This is a genomic window from Pseudomonas sp. Irchel 3H3, from assembly GCF_900187635.1.
Classification (GTDB): Bacteria; Pseudomonadota; Gammaproteobacteria; order Pseudomonadales; family Pseudomonadaceae; genus Aquipseudomonas.
Genome location: NZ_FYEC01000050.1, coordinates 1 through 16,878, shown reverse-complemented (window position 1 = coordinate 16,878; position 16,878 = coordinate 1). Strand labels below are relative to the sequence as shown.

Here is a 16,878-nt window from a genome sequence, read left to right as displayed (position 1 = left end):
AAATGTTGGACAAGTGCTACGCGAGTGAATTTTTTGCGGTAAAGCTCATGACCTCGTTCATCTTGGGCGTGAAGATGAAAGGAGTTTTTACCCAGGTCGATGGCGGCGATAGCTACTTTGTTCATGACAATGGTCTCCGGTGAGCCCCCAGTGAAAGCTTAGTGGGCTATCACTGGGGGCGGCGGGGGTAACCATTTCATTAGTGATTTTGGCTGTTCACAGATTCTGTATACACCACATCAAACCTGTGGGAGCGGGCTCGCCCGCGATGGCGGTGTGTGGCCAGCGCAAATGGTTGTGTGTGCCGACACGCGGGCTGATATCTTTGCCGCGCGCCGAAACGCGGCCACTCCATCAAGGAAGATGAAAACCATGAAAGTATTATTGATCGCTTCGCTAGGACTTTTCTCGCTGACGCAGACCGCACTGTCCTTCGCCGATAATGCCAACGGCAAGAATCTTTTTACCCAGAGATGCTCCATGTGTCATGGAGCGGATATCAAGGGAACCGGACCTCTGGCCAACAAAAGCAACCCGCCGACACCGGACCTGACCACAGCCACTTTCAAGAAACGCTTGAGTGATTATCCGGGCGTTATTGTCTCCTCGATTATCCTGCGCCCCAATGGCGACCTGATTCCCCGGACCTTGCGCGAGAATGGCGTAAAGGTGGCGCCGCACGCGTGGAGCGTTAACGATTTTCGCGATTTGAATCAGTACATGAGTGCTGTGATTGCAAAAACCCGATGATTACGAGATGAGCGCTGGGCACGGCAATCCAAGCGAACGACTGAGCACTCCTTAGTGCGCTTTGGACCTGGCAATTGACAACTCTCTCGGCAGGCTGGCCCCATTCTTGGCGGCAAGGATTTCGGCCATTACGCTGACGGCGATTTCCGCGGGCGTCTTGCTGCCGATGTAGATACCGATCGGTCCGTGCAGACGCTCAAGCGACGCTTGGGTCTCAGCAAAATGCTCGATCAGGCGCTCGCGGCGCAGCTGGCTGTTGCGCCGCGAGCCAATGGCACCGATGTAGAACGCCGGTCCGTGAAGGGCTTCGAGCAATGCGAGATCGTCGAGTTTGGGATCATGACTCAAGGCGACGATGCAGGTTCGCAGATCGACCGCGAAGTCACGAACCACGTCATCGGGCATGCCGACAATGCACTCCACGCCGGCCACCGCCCACGTCTCGATGTACTCGGGACGTGGATCGCAAACCGCCACTTTGAATCCGTTGAACAACGCCATGATGGCCAGGTACTCGGCCAGCGCGCCGGCTCCGATCATCAGCATCCGATACCCCGGTCCCAGGGTATTGAGCATCTGCTGGCCGTCGAAGCTGAATTGCTCCGGGGTCTGCGTGGGTTCGAGGGTGACCTGACAGGGTTGCAGTACCAGGCGGCGGCGCACCAGTCGCCCGGCGTCCATTTCGGCCAGCAGTTCATCGAGCAACCGCCAGGACGGGCTGAACTCCAGAATCAGCTCAAGCGTACCGCCACAGGGCAAGCCGAAACGGTGCGCTTCATCGGCGCTGACGCCATAGCGCACCACCTCGGGTGCGCCGTCCTTCAGGCCACTCCCGCCATGGGCTGTGGTGTAGCGATGGATCAGGTCATCCTCAATGCAGCCGCCGGACACGCTGCCCACCACCCGACCGTCGTTACGCAAAGCCATCATCGACCCTACCGGACGCGGTGAAGAACCCCATGTGCGCGCGACAGTGGCGAGCAGCACGCGCTCGCCGGCGGCGAGCCAGTCCCGCGCGGTGCGCAGGACCAGCAAGTCGATGCTTTCCATTTGGCTCTCCTCTAGCGTATGTGGTGTACCAGGCACGGCCAGCCATCCAGGCGCAGATCAGGTGAAGGTGTGCCGGCTCATGGGCAGGCTACGAACCCGCTGGCCAGTCAGCGTAGCCACCGCATTGGCGACAGCGGGCGCGACGGCGGGCAGCGGCGGTTCGCCGATGCCACCCATTTTTTCCCCGCTCTCGACAACCCGCACATGTACCCGGGCCATCCGCGCAGGCGCCAGGATCGGGTACAAGTCAAAGTTGCGAGCCCGGGGTTTACCATCCACCCACACCGACTCCTCCACCAGCGTTTGAGACAGCCCCAGCGCCACGGCGCCATTGACCTGGGCTTCGACGATAGCCGGGTTGACGATGCTGCCGGGGTCAATCGCCTGCCAGATATCGTGCACCTTGACCTGCCCGTTCTCGATGGACACCTCGGCGATCACGGCAGTCTGCGTACCGAACGGCGAAGCCATCGCTATGCCGCGCGCACGTTTGCTACCGTCCTCGGCGGTAAACGGCCCGCGCTTCCAACCGCCCGACAGTTCACTCACAGCCTGCAGCAGCGTGGTCAGGCGCTGGTTGCCACGAAGCAGGTGCAGGCGCAGTTCGAACGGATCCTTGCCGCCCTTGTCAGCCAGTTCGTCAAGAAACGATTCGTAGAAGAAGTCGTTGAGGGAATTGCCCACCGAACGCCAGTAGCCCAGCATGGCCGGGCCTTTGACGTAGATCTGCGCGATTCGCTTGTTGGGGATCGCGTAGGACTTGCCCGACAACCCCTCAAGCGCAGTAGGGTCGAGCTTGTCACCCTGCTTGCCCGCGATGGCCTCGCTAGGACCTTCAGTGGCACTGATCGCTTCGATCGCCAGCGGCCAGCCATCGTTATCCAGCGCGGCGCGAAAATTGACCGCGGCAACGGGACGGAGCACGTCACGCAGGAACTCTTCCTCTCGACTCCAGATCAGTTTGACCGGGCGGCCAACCGCCTTGGACAACTCGATCGCCTGGGGATAGGGACTGGCTGAGTCGTAGAGGAAATGCCGACCGAAGAAGCCACCCAGCAGTGGCGAATGCAAGGTGATGCGAGACGGATCCAGCCCCGTGCGCTTGGCTATGTCTGCAAGAAACATGTCCGGCGCCTGATTAGGTAGCCAGACCTCCAGCGATCCGTCCGGATTGAACCTGGCCAGCGCAGAAGGCGGTTCCAACTGCCCGTGGTTCAGGTACTGGTTGTGGTAGGTGGCGTCGACCCGGGTCTTGGCGTCAGCAAGAATCGAAGCAACGTCCCCTTTGTGTTCGTCATCCCTGGCCAGCCCCTTTGCGTTAGCGAGTCGCTTGAGCCAGTCGTCGCTGGAAAAGTCTGCGGGCATCGGTCGCACTTTGCTGTCGAGCGCTGGCTCCTGCCAGTCGACCTGAATCGCCTCCACCGCACGTTTGGCGTGCCACCAGCGCTCGGCCAGCACTGCCACGGCACCCGGCAGACGATGCACGGAATGCACGCCTTTCATGGCCTTGACCTGGTCTTCGTTACGCAGGTTGCCCACCGTCATACCCAAGCGCGGGGCATGCTGAACGGCGGCATGCAGCATGCCATCGACCTTCAGATCGATGCTGTAGAGCGCCTTGCCGGTGGACTTGTCGTAGGCATCGATGCGCTTTACCGGCTTGCCGATCCAGCGAAACTGGCTCGGATCACGCAGTTGCACGCTGGCAGGATCGGGAACTGGCAGGTCCATCGCACGCTCGGCCAACTCACCGTACGCCAACGAGCGGCCCGACGCGGCATGCACCACCTTGCCAGGTTCGGTGGTCAATTCGCCCACCGGCACCCCAAGCTTCTCCGCGCCCGCTTGCAACAGCATGGCGCGGGCAAGTGCGCCGAGGCGGCGCATGACCGGGTAACTCATGCGCACCGACATGCTGCCACCGGTGACACGCATGCCATTCTCCATCACCACAAAAGCCTCGCCGGGCGGCGCGGCTTCGACCAGGAAGGTCGCCGGGTCGGCGTCCAGTTCTTCACCGACGATCTGCGCCATCGCGGTGAACGTACCCTGCCCTCCCTCCATGAAAGGGCACAGCAGCCGTATGCGGTTGTCCGGGCGGATTTCCAGGAACGCCGGGACCTGGGTGCCGCGCCCGGCAGTCGTGGCTGCCGCAGCTTGCACCCGGGTCGCACCGAGCGGCAGGCCGAAACCGAGGACCAGTGCGCCGACGGCGGTACCGGTCAAAAAACGTCTGCGCGACACATTGATCGGATCGTGCAGAGCGAATGCCGATGCCTCAAGGGACGGATCGATACGTACGTTCATCACACGCTCCCCTTGGCAGCAAGCTCATGCATCGCGGCATGAATAGCGTTGTACGTGCCGCAGCGGCACAGATTGACCATCGCGGCCTCGATCTGCGCGTCACTCGGCTCGGGGTTTTGTTTGAGCAGCGCGGTGGCTGCCATAACCTGCCCGGACTGGCAGTAGCCGCACTGGGCGACCTGAAGATCGACCCAGGTCGCGACAACCCGCTTCCCTACTTCATCGGCCTCGATGGCCTCGATGGTGGTGATCTCCCGGCCAACCACACCGGCCACCGGCATGATGCACGAGCGCACCACATTGCCGTCCACCAGCACCGAGCAGGCGCCGCATTGCGCCAGCCCGCAGCCGTACTTGGTACCGGTCATGCCCAGGTCATCACGGATCACCCACAGCAAGGGCGTATCGGCGTCGGCATCGACCTGATAGGTCTTCTGGTTGATTCGTAGTTCCATGGTTCACCCGCTTGATCATCGGTTGACGAGCATTGTTTTAAGCGGTGAAACGCTGCGAGGCGTACCACCGGTAAAGCTGTTCTTTCGCTCAACTTGCCGCGTTACCGAGCCCTTCGGCCTCGAATGACTGCCCACGCAGCAGCGCCATGTCACGACTGGGTGCGGTGCCGAACAGGCGGCCATATTCGCGGCTGAACTGTGAGGGGCTTTCATACCCGACGGCGAACGCCGCCCGTGAGACGTCCAGGCGCTCCGTCAACATCAGCCGACGGGCCTCGTTCAGGCGCAGCCACTTCTGGTATTGCAGCGGGCTCATGCCGGTGAGCTGGCGGAAATGATGGTGGAAGGTGGGTGCGCTCATCTGCACCCGCGCCGCCAGTTCGTCAATGCGCAGCGCAGCCGTGTAGTTGAGCTTGAGCCAGTCGATGGCTTTGGCGATGCGATAACCCTGGCCATCGACGGCGGTTATCTGCCGCAGCCGTGCCCCTTGATCGGTACTCAGCAGCCGATAGTGGATTTCCCGCAGAATCAGCGGCGCCAGCACCGGGATCGCCTCCGGTTCATCGAGTAATGCCAGCAGGCGATCGAGCGCGCCTTCCAGGGCGAACGACATGTTGCCAATGCCAGCGCCTGAACCCATGACTGGAATTCGCTTGGCAGGCAAGCCGACCTTGGTGATGACCTCGGCAAGCATGCTGACATCCAGTTTCAGCACCAGGCCGACACAGGGTTGTTGGGGACTGGCAACAATCACTTCGGAGTTGGCTGGTAGATCCAATGACGTGACCAGGAACCGCGAATGGTTGTAGCTGTAACCCTCACCACCAACCCACAACCGCTTCGCACCACGGCCCACCAGTATCAGGCTCGGCTCAATCATGCACACGGCGGGGGGCGCCGGCTGGTCGCGACGAAACAGCGACAGGCCGGGTATGGATGTGGCGAAGTCACCCGCTTCGCTCACGCGCGGGTCAATGTTCAACGCCAAGGGTGACTCATGGCGCAGCGGGTTGGGATTCATGTCAGGTCGCTCCTGTTGACTGAACTCTAGTGCGCCCACGCTGCGTTTCCTATCCACCGCCCTGCATCGCCATAGGATTAGGCAAGCATTCAAGCGGAATGCACTAGGGCAGAGGCAAATCGACCGGGAGAATGTGTCGAACTGTTACAGGAGAGCCACAATGGAAGTCTTCGCTTATGGCGCCCATGCGGGCGACAAACCGCTTGAACCCTTGCGCATCACTCGTCGTGATCCCGGCCCGGAAGATGTGCAGATCGAGATCGCCTATTGCGGCATCTGCCACTCGGACCTGCACCAGGTGCGCGCCGAATGGCAAGGTACACAATTTCCGTGCGTGCCCGGTCACGAGATCGTCGGCCGTGTCACAGCCGTAGGCCTGAAGGTCGCCGGGTTCGCACCGGGTGATCTGGTCGGAGTCGGCTGCATCGTCGACAGCTGCAAGCATTGCCAAGAGTGTGCCGAAGGCCTTGAGAACTACTGCGACAGCATGATCGGCACCTACAACTTTCCAACGCAGGACGCACCAGGCTGGACGCTCGGTGGCTACTCGCAAGCGATCGTTGTCCATCAGCGCTACGCACTGCGCATTCGCCACCCCGAAGCACAGCTGGCGGCCGTTGCGCCGCTACTGTGCGCGGGCATTACCACCTGGTCGCCGCTGCGTCACTGGAACGCCGGCCCCGGGAAAAAAGTCGGCGTGGTGGGCATCGGTGGCCTGGGTCACATGGGCATCAAACTGGCCCATGCACTGGGCGCGCATGTGGTGGCTTTCACCACGTCCGAATCCAAGCGTGAAGCCGCCAAACGCCTGGGCGCCGATGAGGTGGTGATCTCAAGCGATGCGCAGCAAATGGCCGCGCACCTGAAGAGCTTCGACCTGATCATCAACACCGTCGCCGCCCCCCACGATCTGGATGCCTTGCTGGTACTGCTCAAGCGCGACGGCGCGATGACACTGGTGGGCGCGCCCGCCTCGCCGCATCCAGCGCCCAACGTGTTCAACCTGATCATGAAACGTCGAACCCTGGCGGGATCGATGATCGGCGGCATCGCGCAAACCCAGGAGATGCTCGATTTCTGCGCCGAGCACGGCATCGTTTCGGACATCGAGCTGATACGTGCCGAGCACATCAATGAGGCTTACGAGCGGATGCTCCAGGGTGACGTCAAATATCGTTTTGTGATCGACACCGCAACGCTGGCGGGGTGACCAACGGCGCACGCAAACCATCACGCTTTTCGCAAGACAGGTAGTTCCCATGACTGTTCGCGCTACAGAAAAACGCGGCTGGAGCGCCGTGCTGGCCATGTCGTTGGCCGCATTCGCTTTGGTTGCTTCAGAATTCATGCCCGTCAGCCTGCTAACCCCCATTGCGGCGGAGCTGAACATCACGCAAGGCCAGGCAGGCCAGGGTATTTCCGTGTCCGGTGCATTCGCATTAGTCACCAGCCTGGTCATTGCAACAATTGCCGCTCGCGTCGAGCGCAAGAGGCTGCTGCTGTGCCTGATCTTGCTGATGATCGTCTCAGGTACGGTCGTCGCCCTCGCGCCAGGCTACCCCTCCTTCATGCTGGGGCGTGCCTTGATCGGTATCGCTATTGGCGGCTTCTGGTCATTGTCAGCGGCGACCGCCATGCGTCTGGTGCCGCCTGATCAAGTTTCCCGGGCGCTGGCCATGGTCAATGGCGGTAACGCTCTGGCTACGGTCATCGCAGCCCCGGCGGGGAGCTTCCTTGGCTCGCTGATAGGATGGCGCGGGGCGTTCTTGTGTGTGGTTCCGGTCGCAGCGATTGCGGCCATATGGCTGCTGATCAGTCTCCCGACCTTCAAGGTCGAGCGTAACGCAAGCAGCGGCAATGCCCTGCGGCTGATGAAGCAGTTGCCAGTCGCATTGGGCATGGTCGCCGTCAGCGTATTTTTCATGGGGCAGTTCATGCTGTTCACTTACCTGCGGCCCTTTCTTGAGGTCGTCACCGGTGTCAGCGTTTCAACCTTGTCTTTGATGCTGCTGGGCCTCGGACTGGCCGGTTTTATCGGGACCTTTGTGATCGAGAGATTCATGGGCAATGGCCTCTACCGCACACTGACCGTGATACCTCTGATAATGGCTGTTATAGCGCTGGCTCTGGTGGCCTTCGGTGCATCGCCGTTACTGACCGCCGTGTTGCTCGGACTCTGGGGCCTGGTGGCGACTGCCGCTCCCGTTGGCTGGTGGACATGGCTGGCGCAAACGCTTCCTGATGATGCTGAAGCCGGTGGCGGCTTGCTCGTAGCCATTGTCCAGCTGGCTATCGCAGGAGGGGCAATCATCGGCGGCCTGGCATTTGACCTGAGCGGCTATAGAGCCACCTTCGAGCTGAGCGCGATTGTGCTGGTCATCGCATCTGTTCTCGCTTGGCTAGCGGGTCGCAGTGCCACTGAAGTTCATCTCGCCGAGTCGAACGCGACAGCCTGACGAGATCAGGACCTGCCCAGCGAGCTACGTGACTCTGGGCAGATCGGTCGCTTCGCCGAAGACTGCACAGTGCACCCGCAGGTATTGAGCTGCGGGGACAATAAATCTGTCCACTTTCCCTACTTTCTCTGGCGAGCCACTTTCAAGGCGCCTGCTATAGTCAGCCGGGTCGGTTCAAGGCTATAGCTGCAGGTAAAAAAACAAACTACTCAGGAGTTTGATTATGCGAATTCTATCGGCCACTGCGTGCATATTCCTGTTATCCCTGGCATTGCCAACGCTGTCCTTTGCCGGTTCGGACTGTGATGATGCGGGCAGTGCAAGTGACGTCAGAAACTGTTTAAAAAACAACAACGAGCAAAAAGGTAAAGGCAATTGTAATGACAATGGCAATTGCGCCAAGGCCAAGGACAAAGCCAAAAACAACGATTACGATGACGATCACTCGGTCAGTTGCATGAAGATCAACAACCTGACCCTGCGCCGTGAGTGCCTTGACCGGCGTAGAGATTGAATGAACTGATGTGATAGCGGGATCAAGGAAGAAACCACATTGAAAATAGCTTTTGGCACCCTGCTGTTGACCGGGCTGACGACTATCGCACTCGCTGACGAAAGCGCTGTCGGCTTCCAATCTTCCACGCTGGTGGACGCGCACAATGACCGCGCACTGCAGATGGTGGTCTGGTACCCCAGTGCAACCACCGCCGCCACACAACTGATCGGCGATGATGCGGTGTTTGCCGGGGCGGCTGCGGTTCGTGACGCACCGCCCGCGGCTGGCAAGCATCCGTTGCTGGTGCTCTCGCACGGGTACAGAGGTAACTGGAGCAACCAGATCTGGCTCGCCAGTGCGCTGGCTCACAGGGGTTACATCGTCGCTGCCATCAATCACCCGGGCTCCACCACCCATGACCGCAGCCCTCACGCAGCGGCGCAGTTATGGCAGCGCCCGGTTGATGTGAGCCGAGCCATTGATAGTGTTACCACTCAACCTGAAAAATTCGGCGCGGTGGCCAAAGACCGAATTGCCGTGGCTGGCCATTCACTCGGCGGCTGGACCGCCCTGGAGATCGCCGGCGCGCAATTCGACCCAGACCGCTTCGCCCAAGACTGCAAGGCGCACCCGCAGTTAACCAGTTGCAGCGTCTATGCACGGATGAACCCGGCAAGCACCTCACAATCAAAAGCCGCATTGACCGCCGATTTGCGTGATCAACGTGTCACTGCCGTGGTCACACTAGACGTGGGGCTTTCACGGGGCATGACCGATGCGAGCCTGGCGGCGCTGCCAATACCTGCGCTGGTAATCGCTGCCGGCGCGCCTTCGCATGATCTTCCTGCGCAGTTGGAGTCTGCCCACCTGGCCAAACGTCTGCCGGCGGCTTCAAGTCGTTACGTCGAAATCAGCGACGCGAGCCACTTCACTTTCTTGTCGGTGTGCAAACCGGGGGCGCAGGCACTGCTCGAAGAGGAAGTACCAGGCGATGGCATCATTTGCCAGGATGGCGACAGCGCACGTGCACGGGAGGTGATTCAACAGCAGGTGACTTCGCTGATCGCGGAGTTTCTTGAGTCATCTGCCGCCAAGCAACCCTAACCTTGTGCAATATCAGCCGGTGCGAGCACTTGATAACGACTCTGGACAAATCCGTTATCCGATACTGATGAGTCAATCAGGCGTAAGCCCAGCTCATCAGCAAACTGGCTGAACAGTGGAATGCCTTTGCCCAACAACACTGGAATGCGCGTGATGACGATCTCGTTGATCAATCCCGCAGCAAGGAAAGCCTGGATGGTCTGCCCCCCATCTATGTAGAGATGCTTGAGACCTCGCGCCGCCAACTGCTCCACGATGTGTGCCGGGTCGCCGGCCAGCACATCGATCTTGCCCCTCAGTTCTTGTGGCAATGCCACCTCCCCATGCGAGAGCACTACGACTGGCGTGTTGTCGTAGGGCCATTGAGGAAAGGACAGCACCTTGTCCAGGGTCTTGCGTCCCATGACGATGGCATCAACCGTGGTCATGAATTCGTCGTAACTGAGCCCCTTCAAAGCCGCGCACGCGTACTCGGGCCGATGAAGCCACTCGATATCGCCATCAATCCTGGCAATGAAGCCGTCAACGCTGGCCGCGATGAACACCGAGCATTTTCTATCCATAGTCTGGGAACCTCCTGTTTGGGCGGTGTTTATAGCATGAGCTGAGGCCCGAAATTCTTGGGGAAAAAATGATCACGCTGTAGTTACATCAACGCCGCTTGTCCTCCAAGTGCCCACGCGCTTGCAAGACCCCGCACAAAAACACCAGCGCTCGACGAAAAACAGGATGGCAATCGTCATAGGGTAAGCAGTCGAGCGAAGCCCAGAAAAACTCGAAGAGGTGACCATGGTCATCGAGCGTCTGGTGTGACCATTGCTCAGGTAAGGGTCCACCCGCCTGGCAAAGGTGAAACGACCAGATCTGGCCCTGATGAGCGGAGTCCCAGCAGCCTAGATCGTCGACGATTTCGGCGGTGCTTAAACCCGACTCTTCCGCCAATTCACGCAGGGCAGCTCGAGCCGGTATTTCGCCCTGTTCAATGGTTCCCTTCACCAGTTGGACCCCCGCTTGAGGATGCCGGAACAACAGGATCCTGGGTGGCGACGTAGAAGAAAGTACGACTGGGCAGGCCTTGTCAGGACGCATGGCGATTTCCGTATCGGTAATGAGGGCCCGCCATCATACGCGTTCAGCTAATGCGTCAGGGCTGTGGCTGGGTCCTGACTGGCATCGTGAGCTGCAGCCAAGTGATCACATTGGCCAAACAAAACGGGCCTTGAGCAAACGCGGCTAGGCGCGTGCACGGCGCTATAGTCGACTCTATTGACGACCGTACTTCCAGGAGCTTTTCCAGTGTCTGACATGCCGAGCAATCTCGCTTACACAAAACGCTTCAACGCCGTGCTCGCCTACATTGATGCCAATCTCGAAGGCGACCTGTCGGTGAAGACGTTGAGCCGTGTGGCGAACTTTTCGGCATTTCACTTCCATCGACAATTCACCGCGTTCGTTGGAGTGCCCGTCTCACGCTATGTGCAACTGATGCGACTACGCCGCGCGGCACATCGCCTGGCGGCCCTCGCTGATCACTCGGTACTGGACGCGGCACTCGATGCCGGTTTTGAAAGTCCCGAGGCATTTAGCAGGGCGTTCAGGCGGGCGATCGGGATGACGCCGAGCGCGTTCAGGAAGGAACCGAACTGGCAGGTCTGGAATGCGGTGTTCGCAATCCCTCACTTTTCAAGGACAGTCATCATGCAAGTACGAATCGTAGATTTCCCCGAGGTCAAGGTCGCCGCGCTTGAGCACTGCGGGCCAGCCGGGCTCGTCAGTGAAAGCGTGAACAGGTTCATCGAGTGGCGTATGCACAGTGGACAGTCGCCGGTGGCCTCGTGTCGCACCTTTGGCATTCCCTATAGCAACCCCGATACGACACCTGCACAGGAATTTCGCTTCGCAATCTGCGGCGAGATTCACCAAGCGGTGGCGCCCAATGAGTTCGGCGTGCACGAGATCGTCATCCCCGCCGGCCGTTGCGTCGTGGTACGACACACGGGGTCACCGGATCACATCGGCGAAACGATCTATCCGATCTACCGCGACTGGCTGCCAACCAGTGGCGAGGAACTGCGTGACCAGCCGCTGTTCTTCCATTACCTGAGTGCCTATCCCGAGACCCCGCGGGATCAATGGCAAACCGATGTGTATGTCCCGCTGCAATAGCGCAGCAAATAGCGTTCGAGCCTGAGCTGACGCTGACGAGTGTCTGTTCAGGCTCGATTTCAACCGGTTGAGACAGGTAGAAAACCGCCAAAAGCGGATATTCCACAGAACTCGGCTCCAGGTGTTACTGCTCGTCAAACGCGATGTATTTCAATATGCAGCCCCTCATTCTCATCTGGGACCAGGAGCCAAATAAATCTGTCCCTTTTTTGCTCTTTTTGCTCCTGGTGCAAATTGCCGTCAAAGTCGTATGCTGGAGGCCATTGGCCATGCGGTACTGGCCGGCCGAGGTGCAAGGAACTGATGAACATCCTAAACTTCCAAAATGAAAGCCCGTCCGATGTCGATGTTTTCAAGGGCGAGAGTCACGACCGCGTGGCTCAAGCGATGCATGATTATCTAAAGCCTAAAACCAATCACCGGGTGATTGGATTGGACGGTGAATTCGGTTCAGGGAAGAGCTCGATCCTTCAGATGCTCGAAAAGAAGATCGTTACGGAGAAGTCGAAGACGAAGCTGTGGCTCTTTGACTGCGAGCAGAATTATCAAGGCTCGATCAAAAGCAATTTTATCCAACAACTGACCGAGCAAGTGACAGAACTGCTCAAGACATTGGGTCGAGAAAAGCAAATCGCGGAGGTCGAAATCAGCCGCGACATCGCCTTAGGTCGGCACTACAGCTACACGAAGGACACCCGCAGTCATATCAGTATCTGGGCAGTGCTACTGATCGCAAGTGGTGTACTTACTCCGACCTTTATTCGTGACTATCTAATTCGCCTACATGGCAGCGATTCTCTCGCCCTAGGGCTCCATGCTCTTTACCTGCTGGCGTGCACAGCGCCTGGCATTATTCTTCTGTTCGCGTATCTGGCTAGCCGAAGAGAAGAGGATCCTAAGAAACGCTGGAACTTGGCCAGTCTGCTCAAAGGCAGCTCCGATGATCGAATCACCGAAACTATCGAAGTCAGCAAAGAGGTAAGCCCTCTCGATTTGAAGCAGGCCCTCCGGAAGCAGCTACATGCAGTGAAGGATTACCACATCATCATTGTGATCGATAACTTGGACAGGCTCCCACGGGATGTCTTACGAGCGGTATGGAGCGATCTAGAAATTTTCACGTCCGTCACAGGCGAGGAAAATCTCAGTGTCATAGTGCCATTCTGCTCCACAAAGGTATCCAAATATCTCAATGGTGACAACGAGCAGAGCTACGACTCGAAGGACTTCATCGCCAAGAAGTTCCCTGTGGTGTTCCGTACCCCGCCGATCATCACATCCGGTTGGAAAGATGCATTCAGAAAACTTTGGAGTGAGAGTTTTGGTGCATCCAACCTGTTGGATGCTGATGCGTGCAGCGTGATTCTCCAGCGTCATAGCCCCATGGCTGGCGGGTTGGTGACTCCTCGCCTACAGAAAAGATTCATTAACGACATCGCAACCACACTGCTGGTCACTGCAGATAGACCAAACGTAGTCTGCATCGCTGCCTACTTGGCAATCTGTAAATATAATGGCGTGGCCATCGAGGAGATGCTGAAGGACCCAGATGCTCCGACGGTCGGTGAGAGCGCTAAGAGCGCCACAGAGGCTGAAGATGAAACCGCCCAAGCCGTGGCGCTGAACATCGATAAAACCAAGCGCTCCCTGAAGGCACTTCTGGGAGAGGACATGAAAACAGGCTGGCCCATCCAGATCCTACAGATCCATTTCCAGACATCTTCGGATATCGCCATCGCTGAGCTGATCGACCAGCCACTTGAAGATGCTATCGACTCCCAAGACGGTAAAAGGCTCGCCGCACTCGTCCCTTACTTTGGGTTCAAGGACTCTTTTGTTCGCCGCTTGGAGACACCCGTTTCCCCGGTCAGTCTTCTGAAAACCCTCCATCAAGCGTCTCAAATGGAAGGATGCAGCATTGATGACCTGCTGCCGCATGTGAGTGCGAAATTCGGGAATGGGGATCAGTTGAATTCGGTAAGCACAGAACCCGGTTACTTTGAATCCATCAAAGGACTGATTGGGTTAGGCCTACGCTCAGACATCTTCGAGAAAGCACTGGCGACTGCCAAAACCGCGTTCGAAGAAATGGCAGAAGAGGCCTATGATCCTGAGTCTGTTGAAGGCTACACAGAGACCATTTCCAGGTACGACAGCTACCTGGATTCTGTGAACTCCCCCTTTGTACCCTTGACCATGGGTGGCGCTGAACTGTTGTTCCATATGGTGATGCCCGATCCAGATCTCAAAAAGATTGATACGAGTAAAATCAGCCTCAACGACAATGGCTTGAGGGACGCAGTGCTGCAACTGGCAGCGACTGAGCATGCAAAGCTGAATCGAGTTCCACTCAATGAAACCGATTGGCTGCCATGTTTCACAGCCTATTTTGGCCAAAAAAGACTGAGCACTATCCCTAGACCTTATTTCTTAGGTGTTGAGCCCACTGCGGCAGTTACGACGGCAATTGATTTGAACCCTACTGAACATAGGGTCTGGTTCGCAGCAGCCCTGTTCGGAAAGCTTTCCGGCGCGATACCACAGCTGATTCTGTTGCATCTACCTAACGTGAAATCCAACCGCATCAAAGTCTCGATTGCAGTCATGTACATGAGGCTGAACACGGGGGTACCACTAAGCGAGATTCCAGGCATCAAGGAGGCCTTTGAAGCCGAACAGGATTATCTGGACGCGTTGGTTCGGGCAGCGATCATCTCTGAAAACCTCTTCAAACTGACGATTGAAGATGAGTCTTCACACCTAGTGGCACCGATTCTGTCCAGGCTGATTAAGGTCGGAGCCATCGGAAACGTTGCCTCTGACCAAGTCTATGAGTCGTATTCGACCCTTGCGGATAGGCTGAGTGGCTACGACCTAACGGATAATGAATTTCTTGATTGGTTCACCTCGTTCAACTTGGCATCCGAGAAAGTACCCGCGCTCCCAGATATTGACACGCTGTTCTTGAGACATGCCCTTGAAGGATCCAACACCAAGTTGCTGGAGTTGCGAGCCGCCATACTTGATCGAAGCTTTGGGATAGGTATTGATGCTTCTGGATGGACGAACTTCATTGAAGCTGCCAGCACCAATGAGCGAACTGCGTTGACATACATGATCGACCACAAAATCGATTTTGCGGGTGAGACTTCAGCTCACCAAGCTGTGTCTGTCTGGCTTATAGCTGCAGTGAAACAAGCCACGTTCGCCAAACCGTCCTCCACGATCATTCAGAATTCAAAGCTACTGCTCAACCTCTTTGAAAAAGACACCCGCGCCATTACTGGCACCATGCTTCGACCGTTTGTGTACGATCTCAAAGTCTCTGTGGAGGCCTCAATCTTTATTCTGGGCGAATACGGCGAGCTATTGCCGAGCATCACCCCTAGAACACCTGAAGAGGAGGAACGCCTTCTTCAGATACTACTGCAGATGAACAATGATCCTGAGGGCACAAGATCCGCAGCGAGTTCTATAGATTCACGAGCGTCTCAATTCGCTGAGTGGAAAATTTCTAATGAACATAAAGACACGTACGCTTCCCAGGTAACCAAGCTTAAGGAACGCCTCCCAAATATCTACACTAACCTATCCGAGCAGCATGGGAACAAGGGACGCATGCAGAAATTGGCAAGAGCCCTTTTCGGCAAAGAGTGAAAAATCGAAGTCACCTGCATCGACTTGACGACACAACACGTGAGGGAGGAAAGCAGGCGAAACTTCTAGCGGCACTCTGGTAATCAATTATGTAGTGGGTCGGCTTAGACTCGTGACGTCTAGCGGAGCAGTTTGAGTCGAGACCATGAAGGGCAGTCGGTCGGTTAGGAGGTATAACCGCTATCAGCCAGAACTGACGTTGACGTCTGAGCTCAGGGCGTCGCGTCTACAGTGAATTATTAAGCGTGTTTACGTACACCATCCAATTTGTTGACATCAACTACCACCTCATACTCTATTGATTGATCCGAAAATAAAACATGGTCTTTTCGGTAGCTCGCTTCCAATACGACCCTGTTATTTTCATCAAACCAGTCCTGACCTAAATAATGAGCATACGCAAATTTTTTGGCGGACTCTAACGATGTAGACCACGCTTGCCCGAAGGAGCGGTTTTCAAACTCGCTTCTATCGCAGCCTCGATATAGGGTCAAAACCCGAGGCAATGAGTCAATATCGTTTGGCTCAAGCACTTCTGTGAGCGCTATTTGGGGGCGCCAACACTCATTTTCTTGACGCGTATAAAGTTGATGCAGGCCATTGTATGCATAACACACAAATGAATGTCGCAAGGCGTCGAGCACCTGAAACGCTTCGCTATCTACTATCTCGTCAGTGAACTCGCAGAAAAGCGCATTTATCAAATCTTCGGCCTGATTGCCTCTGAAGCACGAAAGGTCTCGGTGCAACCCTGACGCCTCAAATACCTTAATTGCTTCTATGGATCTGGATATTGCGGCTATCGCGACCACCTTGAACTCCGAAAAAAATGGCTCACTCAGCTTTGACTCAATTGAATCAACAACTACCTTCATGTTTTTCGACATAAAGTCACGGTCTGAATATGTAAACATTTACCAAGCTCCCACGATGCCAGAAATCAGCCAGCCGCTTTAGCGAGTCGGCTGCATTCAGTAGTTAGATGTCTCGCATGAAAGCATCAACACCTCGTATGGCCAGCTCAAAATACTCATTTAACTTTTCGCGTGCAGCGAATTTGTTTGAACGCTCTGCAGGATGTATTGAGTCGCCCCTAATTTCCTAGATGCCGTCGACTGGCTCCTTTTGGCCGCTAGCAGCCCTCCCCGAAGGGCTGCTAGCGGCCGATTCTGTTGAAAAATTCGGTTTTTTCAGAACACTGTAGTTTGGGAAGGTGAAAGCGCCTCTTCAGCACGTTTCTATGTGAAATCTCAGTCTGAAGGCTCTGCGGACATTCAAGATTTCGATCTCCCCCCGGTGTCAGGGTAGTTGTCGTGTCCTCCGCTTTTTAAAAGTATTCCGGGGGCGGCAAGAGTAAGGTCATGCCTTTCTATTCAGAAGAACGCAAAGCTGCGTTGTTGAAAATGATGCTTCCGC

At 56.8% G+C, this 16,878-nt stretch carries 14 protein-coding genes and 1 pseudogene; 7 read left to right on the top strand and 8 right to left on the bottom strand.

All coding sequences use genetic code 11. The features are described from left to right. A pseudogene (locus CKW24_RS28545) lies at positions 1–125 on the bottom strand (IS110 family transposase); the annotation flags it as partial. A gap of 247 nt (positions 126–372) precedes the next feature. Here CKW24_RS28545 and CKW24_RS27305 point away from each other — a divergent pair. Next, positions 373–750, top strand: coding sequence for a cytochrome c (locus CKW24_RS27305; RefSeq protein WP_095171968.1), 378 nt, complete (start codon positions 373–375; stop codon positions 748–750). Between the two features lie 51 nt (positions 751–801). Here CKW24_RS27305 and CKW24_RS27300 read toward each other — a convergent pair whose 3' ends face one another. The 4 genes from CKW24_RS27300 to CKW24_RS27285 all read right to left on the bottom strand — a co-directional run bounded on the left by CKW24_RS27300 (position 802) and on the right by CKW24_RS27285 (position 5,583). After that, positions 802–1,800 carry an XdhC family protein gene (locus CKW24_RS27300; RefSeq protein WP_095171966.1) on the bottom strand — a complete coding sequence of 333 codons (999 nt, stop codon included), beginning with the start codon at positions 1,798–1,800 and terminating at the stop codon, positions 802–804. 57 nt (positions 1,801–1,857) lie between these two features. Then, positions 1,858–4,107 carry a xanthine dehydrogenase family protein molybdopterin-binding subunit gene (locus tag CKW24_RS27295; protein ID WP_095171964.1) on the bottom strand — a complete coding sequence of 750 codons (2,250 nt, stop codon included), beginning with the start codon at positions 4,105–4,107 and terminating at the stop codon, positions 1,858–1,860. Further along, positions 4,107–4,562, bottom strand: coding sequence for a (2Fe-2S)-binding protein (locus tag CKW24_RS27290; protein ID WP_095171962.1), 456 nt, complete (start codon positions 4,560–4,562; stop codon positions 4,107–4,109). Before CKW24_RS27290 ends, CKW24_RS27295 begins: the two co-directional genes overlap by 1 nt. Before the next feature lie 88 nt (positions 4,563–4,650). Then, complete coding sequence (locus CKW24_RS27285; protein ID WP_095171961.1) at positions 4,651–5,583, bottom strand: AraC family transcriptional regulator; 933 nt, start codon at positions 5,581–5,583, stop codon at positions 4,651–4,653. A gap of 160 nt (positions 5,584–5,743) precedes the next feature. Between CKW24_RS27285 and CKW24_RS27280 the strand changes: the two genes are divergently transcribed. The 4 genes from CKW24_RS27280 to CKW24_RS27265 all read left to right on the top strand — a co-directional run bounded on the left by CKW24_RS27280 (position 5,744) and on the right by CKW24_RS27265 (position 9,639). Next, positions 5,744–6,793, top strand: coding sequence for an NAD(P)-dependent alcohol dehydrogenase (locus CKW24_RS27280; protein ID WP_095171959.1), 1,050 nt, complete (start codon positions 5,744–5,746; stop codon positions 6,791–6,793). Positions 6,794–6,842: 49 nt separating this feature from the next. Beyond that, the gene (locus CKW24_RS27275; protein ID WP_095171957.1) at positions 6,843–8,039 is read left to right on the top strand and encodes an MFS transporter; all 1,197 of its coding nucleotides are present in this window, start codon (positions 6,843–6,845) and stop codon (positions 8,037–8,039) included. A gap of 223 nt (positions 8,040–8,262) precedes the next feature. Continuing rightward, complete coding sequence (locus tag CKW24_RS27270) at positions 8,263–8,553, top strand: hypothetical protein (protein ID WP_095171955.1); 291 nt, start codon at positions 8,263–8,265, stop codon at positions 8,551–8,553. 39 nt (positions 8,554–8,592) lie between these two features. Further along, positions 8,593–9,639 carry an alpha/beta fold hydrolase gene (locus CKW24_RS27265; RefSeq protein WP_095171954.1) on the top strand — a complete coding sequence of 349 codons (1,047 nt, stop codon included), beginning with the start codon at positions 8,593–8,595 and terminating at the stop codon, positions 9,637–9,639. Here CKW24_RS27265 and CKW24_RS27260 read toward each other — a convergent pair. Both CKW24_RS27260 and CKW24_RS27255 read right to left on the bottom strand, forming a co-directional pair. Then, a complete protein-coding gene (locus tag CKW24_RS27260; RefSeq protein ID WP_095171953.1) occupies positions 9,636–10,202 on the bottom strand; it encodes a dihydrofolate reductase family protein in 567 nt (188 codons plus the stop codon). The genes CKW24_RS27265 and CKW24_RS27260 overlap by 4 nt on opposite strands. A gap of 88 nt (positions 10,203–10,290) precedes the next feature. Continuing rightward, positions 10,291–10,728, bottom strand: coding sequence for an NUDIX domain-containing protein (locus CKW24_RS27255; protein ID WP_095171951.1), 438 nt, complete (start codon positions 10,726–10,728; stop codon positions 10,291–10,293). Between the two features lie 207 nt (positions 10,729–10,935). On the opposite strand from CKW24_RS27255, the gene CKW24_RS27250 reads away from it, so the two are divergent. Continuing rightward, a complete protein-coding gene (locus CKW24_RS27250; RefSeq protein ID WP_095171949.1) occupies positions 10,936–11,805 on the top strand; it encodes a GyrI-like domain-containing protein in 870 nt (289 codons plus the stop codon). Positions 11,806–12,108: 303 nt separating this feature from the next. Next, on the top strand, positions 12,109–15,462 hold the full coding sequence (locus CKW24_RS27245; RefSeq protein WP_095171947.1) for a P-loop NTPase fold protein: 3,354 nt from the start codon (positions 12,109–12,111) through the stop codon (positions 15,460–15,462). A gap of 239 nt (positions 15,463–15,701) precedes the next feature. Here the strand turns inward: CKW24_RS27245 and CKW24_RS27240 are convergent, their stop codons facing one another. Then, entirely contained in the window at positions 15,702–16,376 is a 675-nt protein-coding gene (locus CKW24_RS27240; protein ID WP_095171945.1) for a hypothetical protein, read from the bottom strand. Positions 16,377–16,878: the final 502 nt, after the last annotated feature.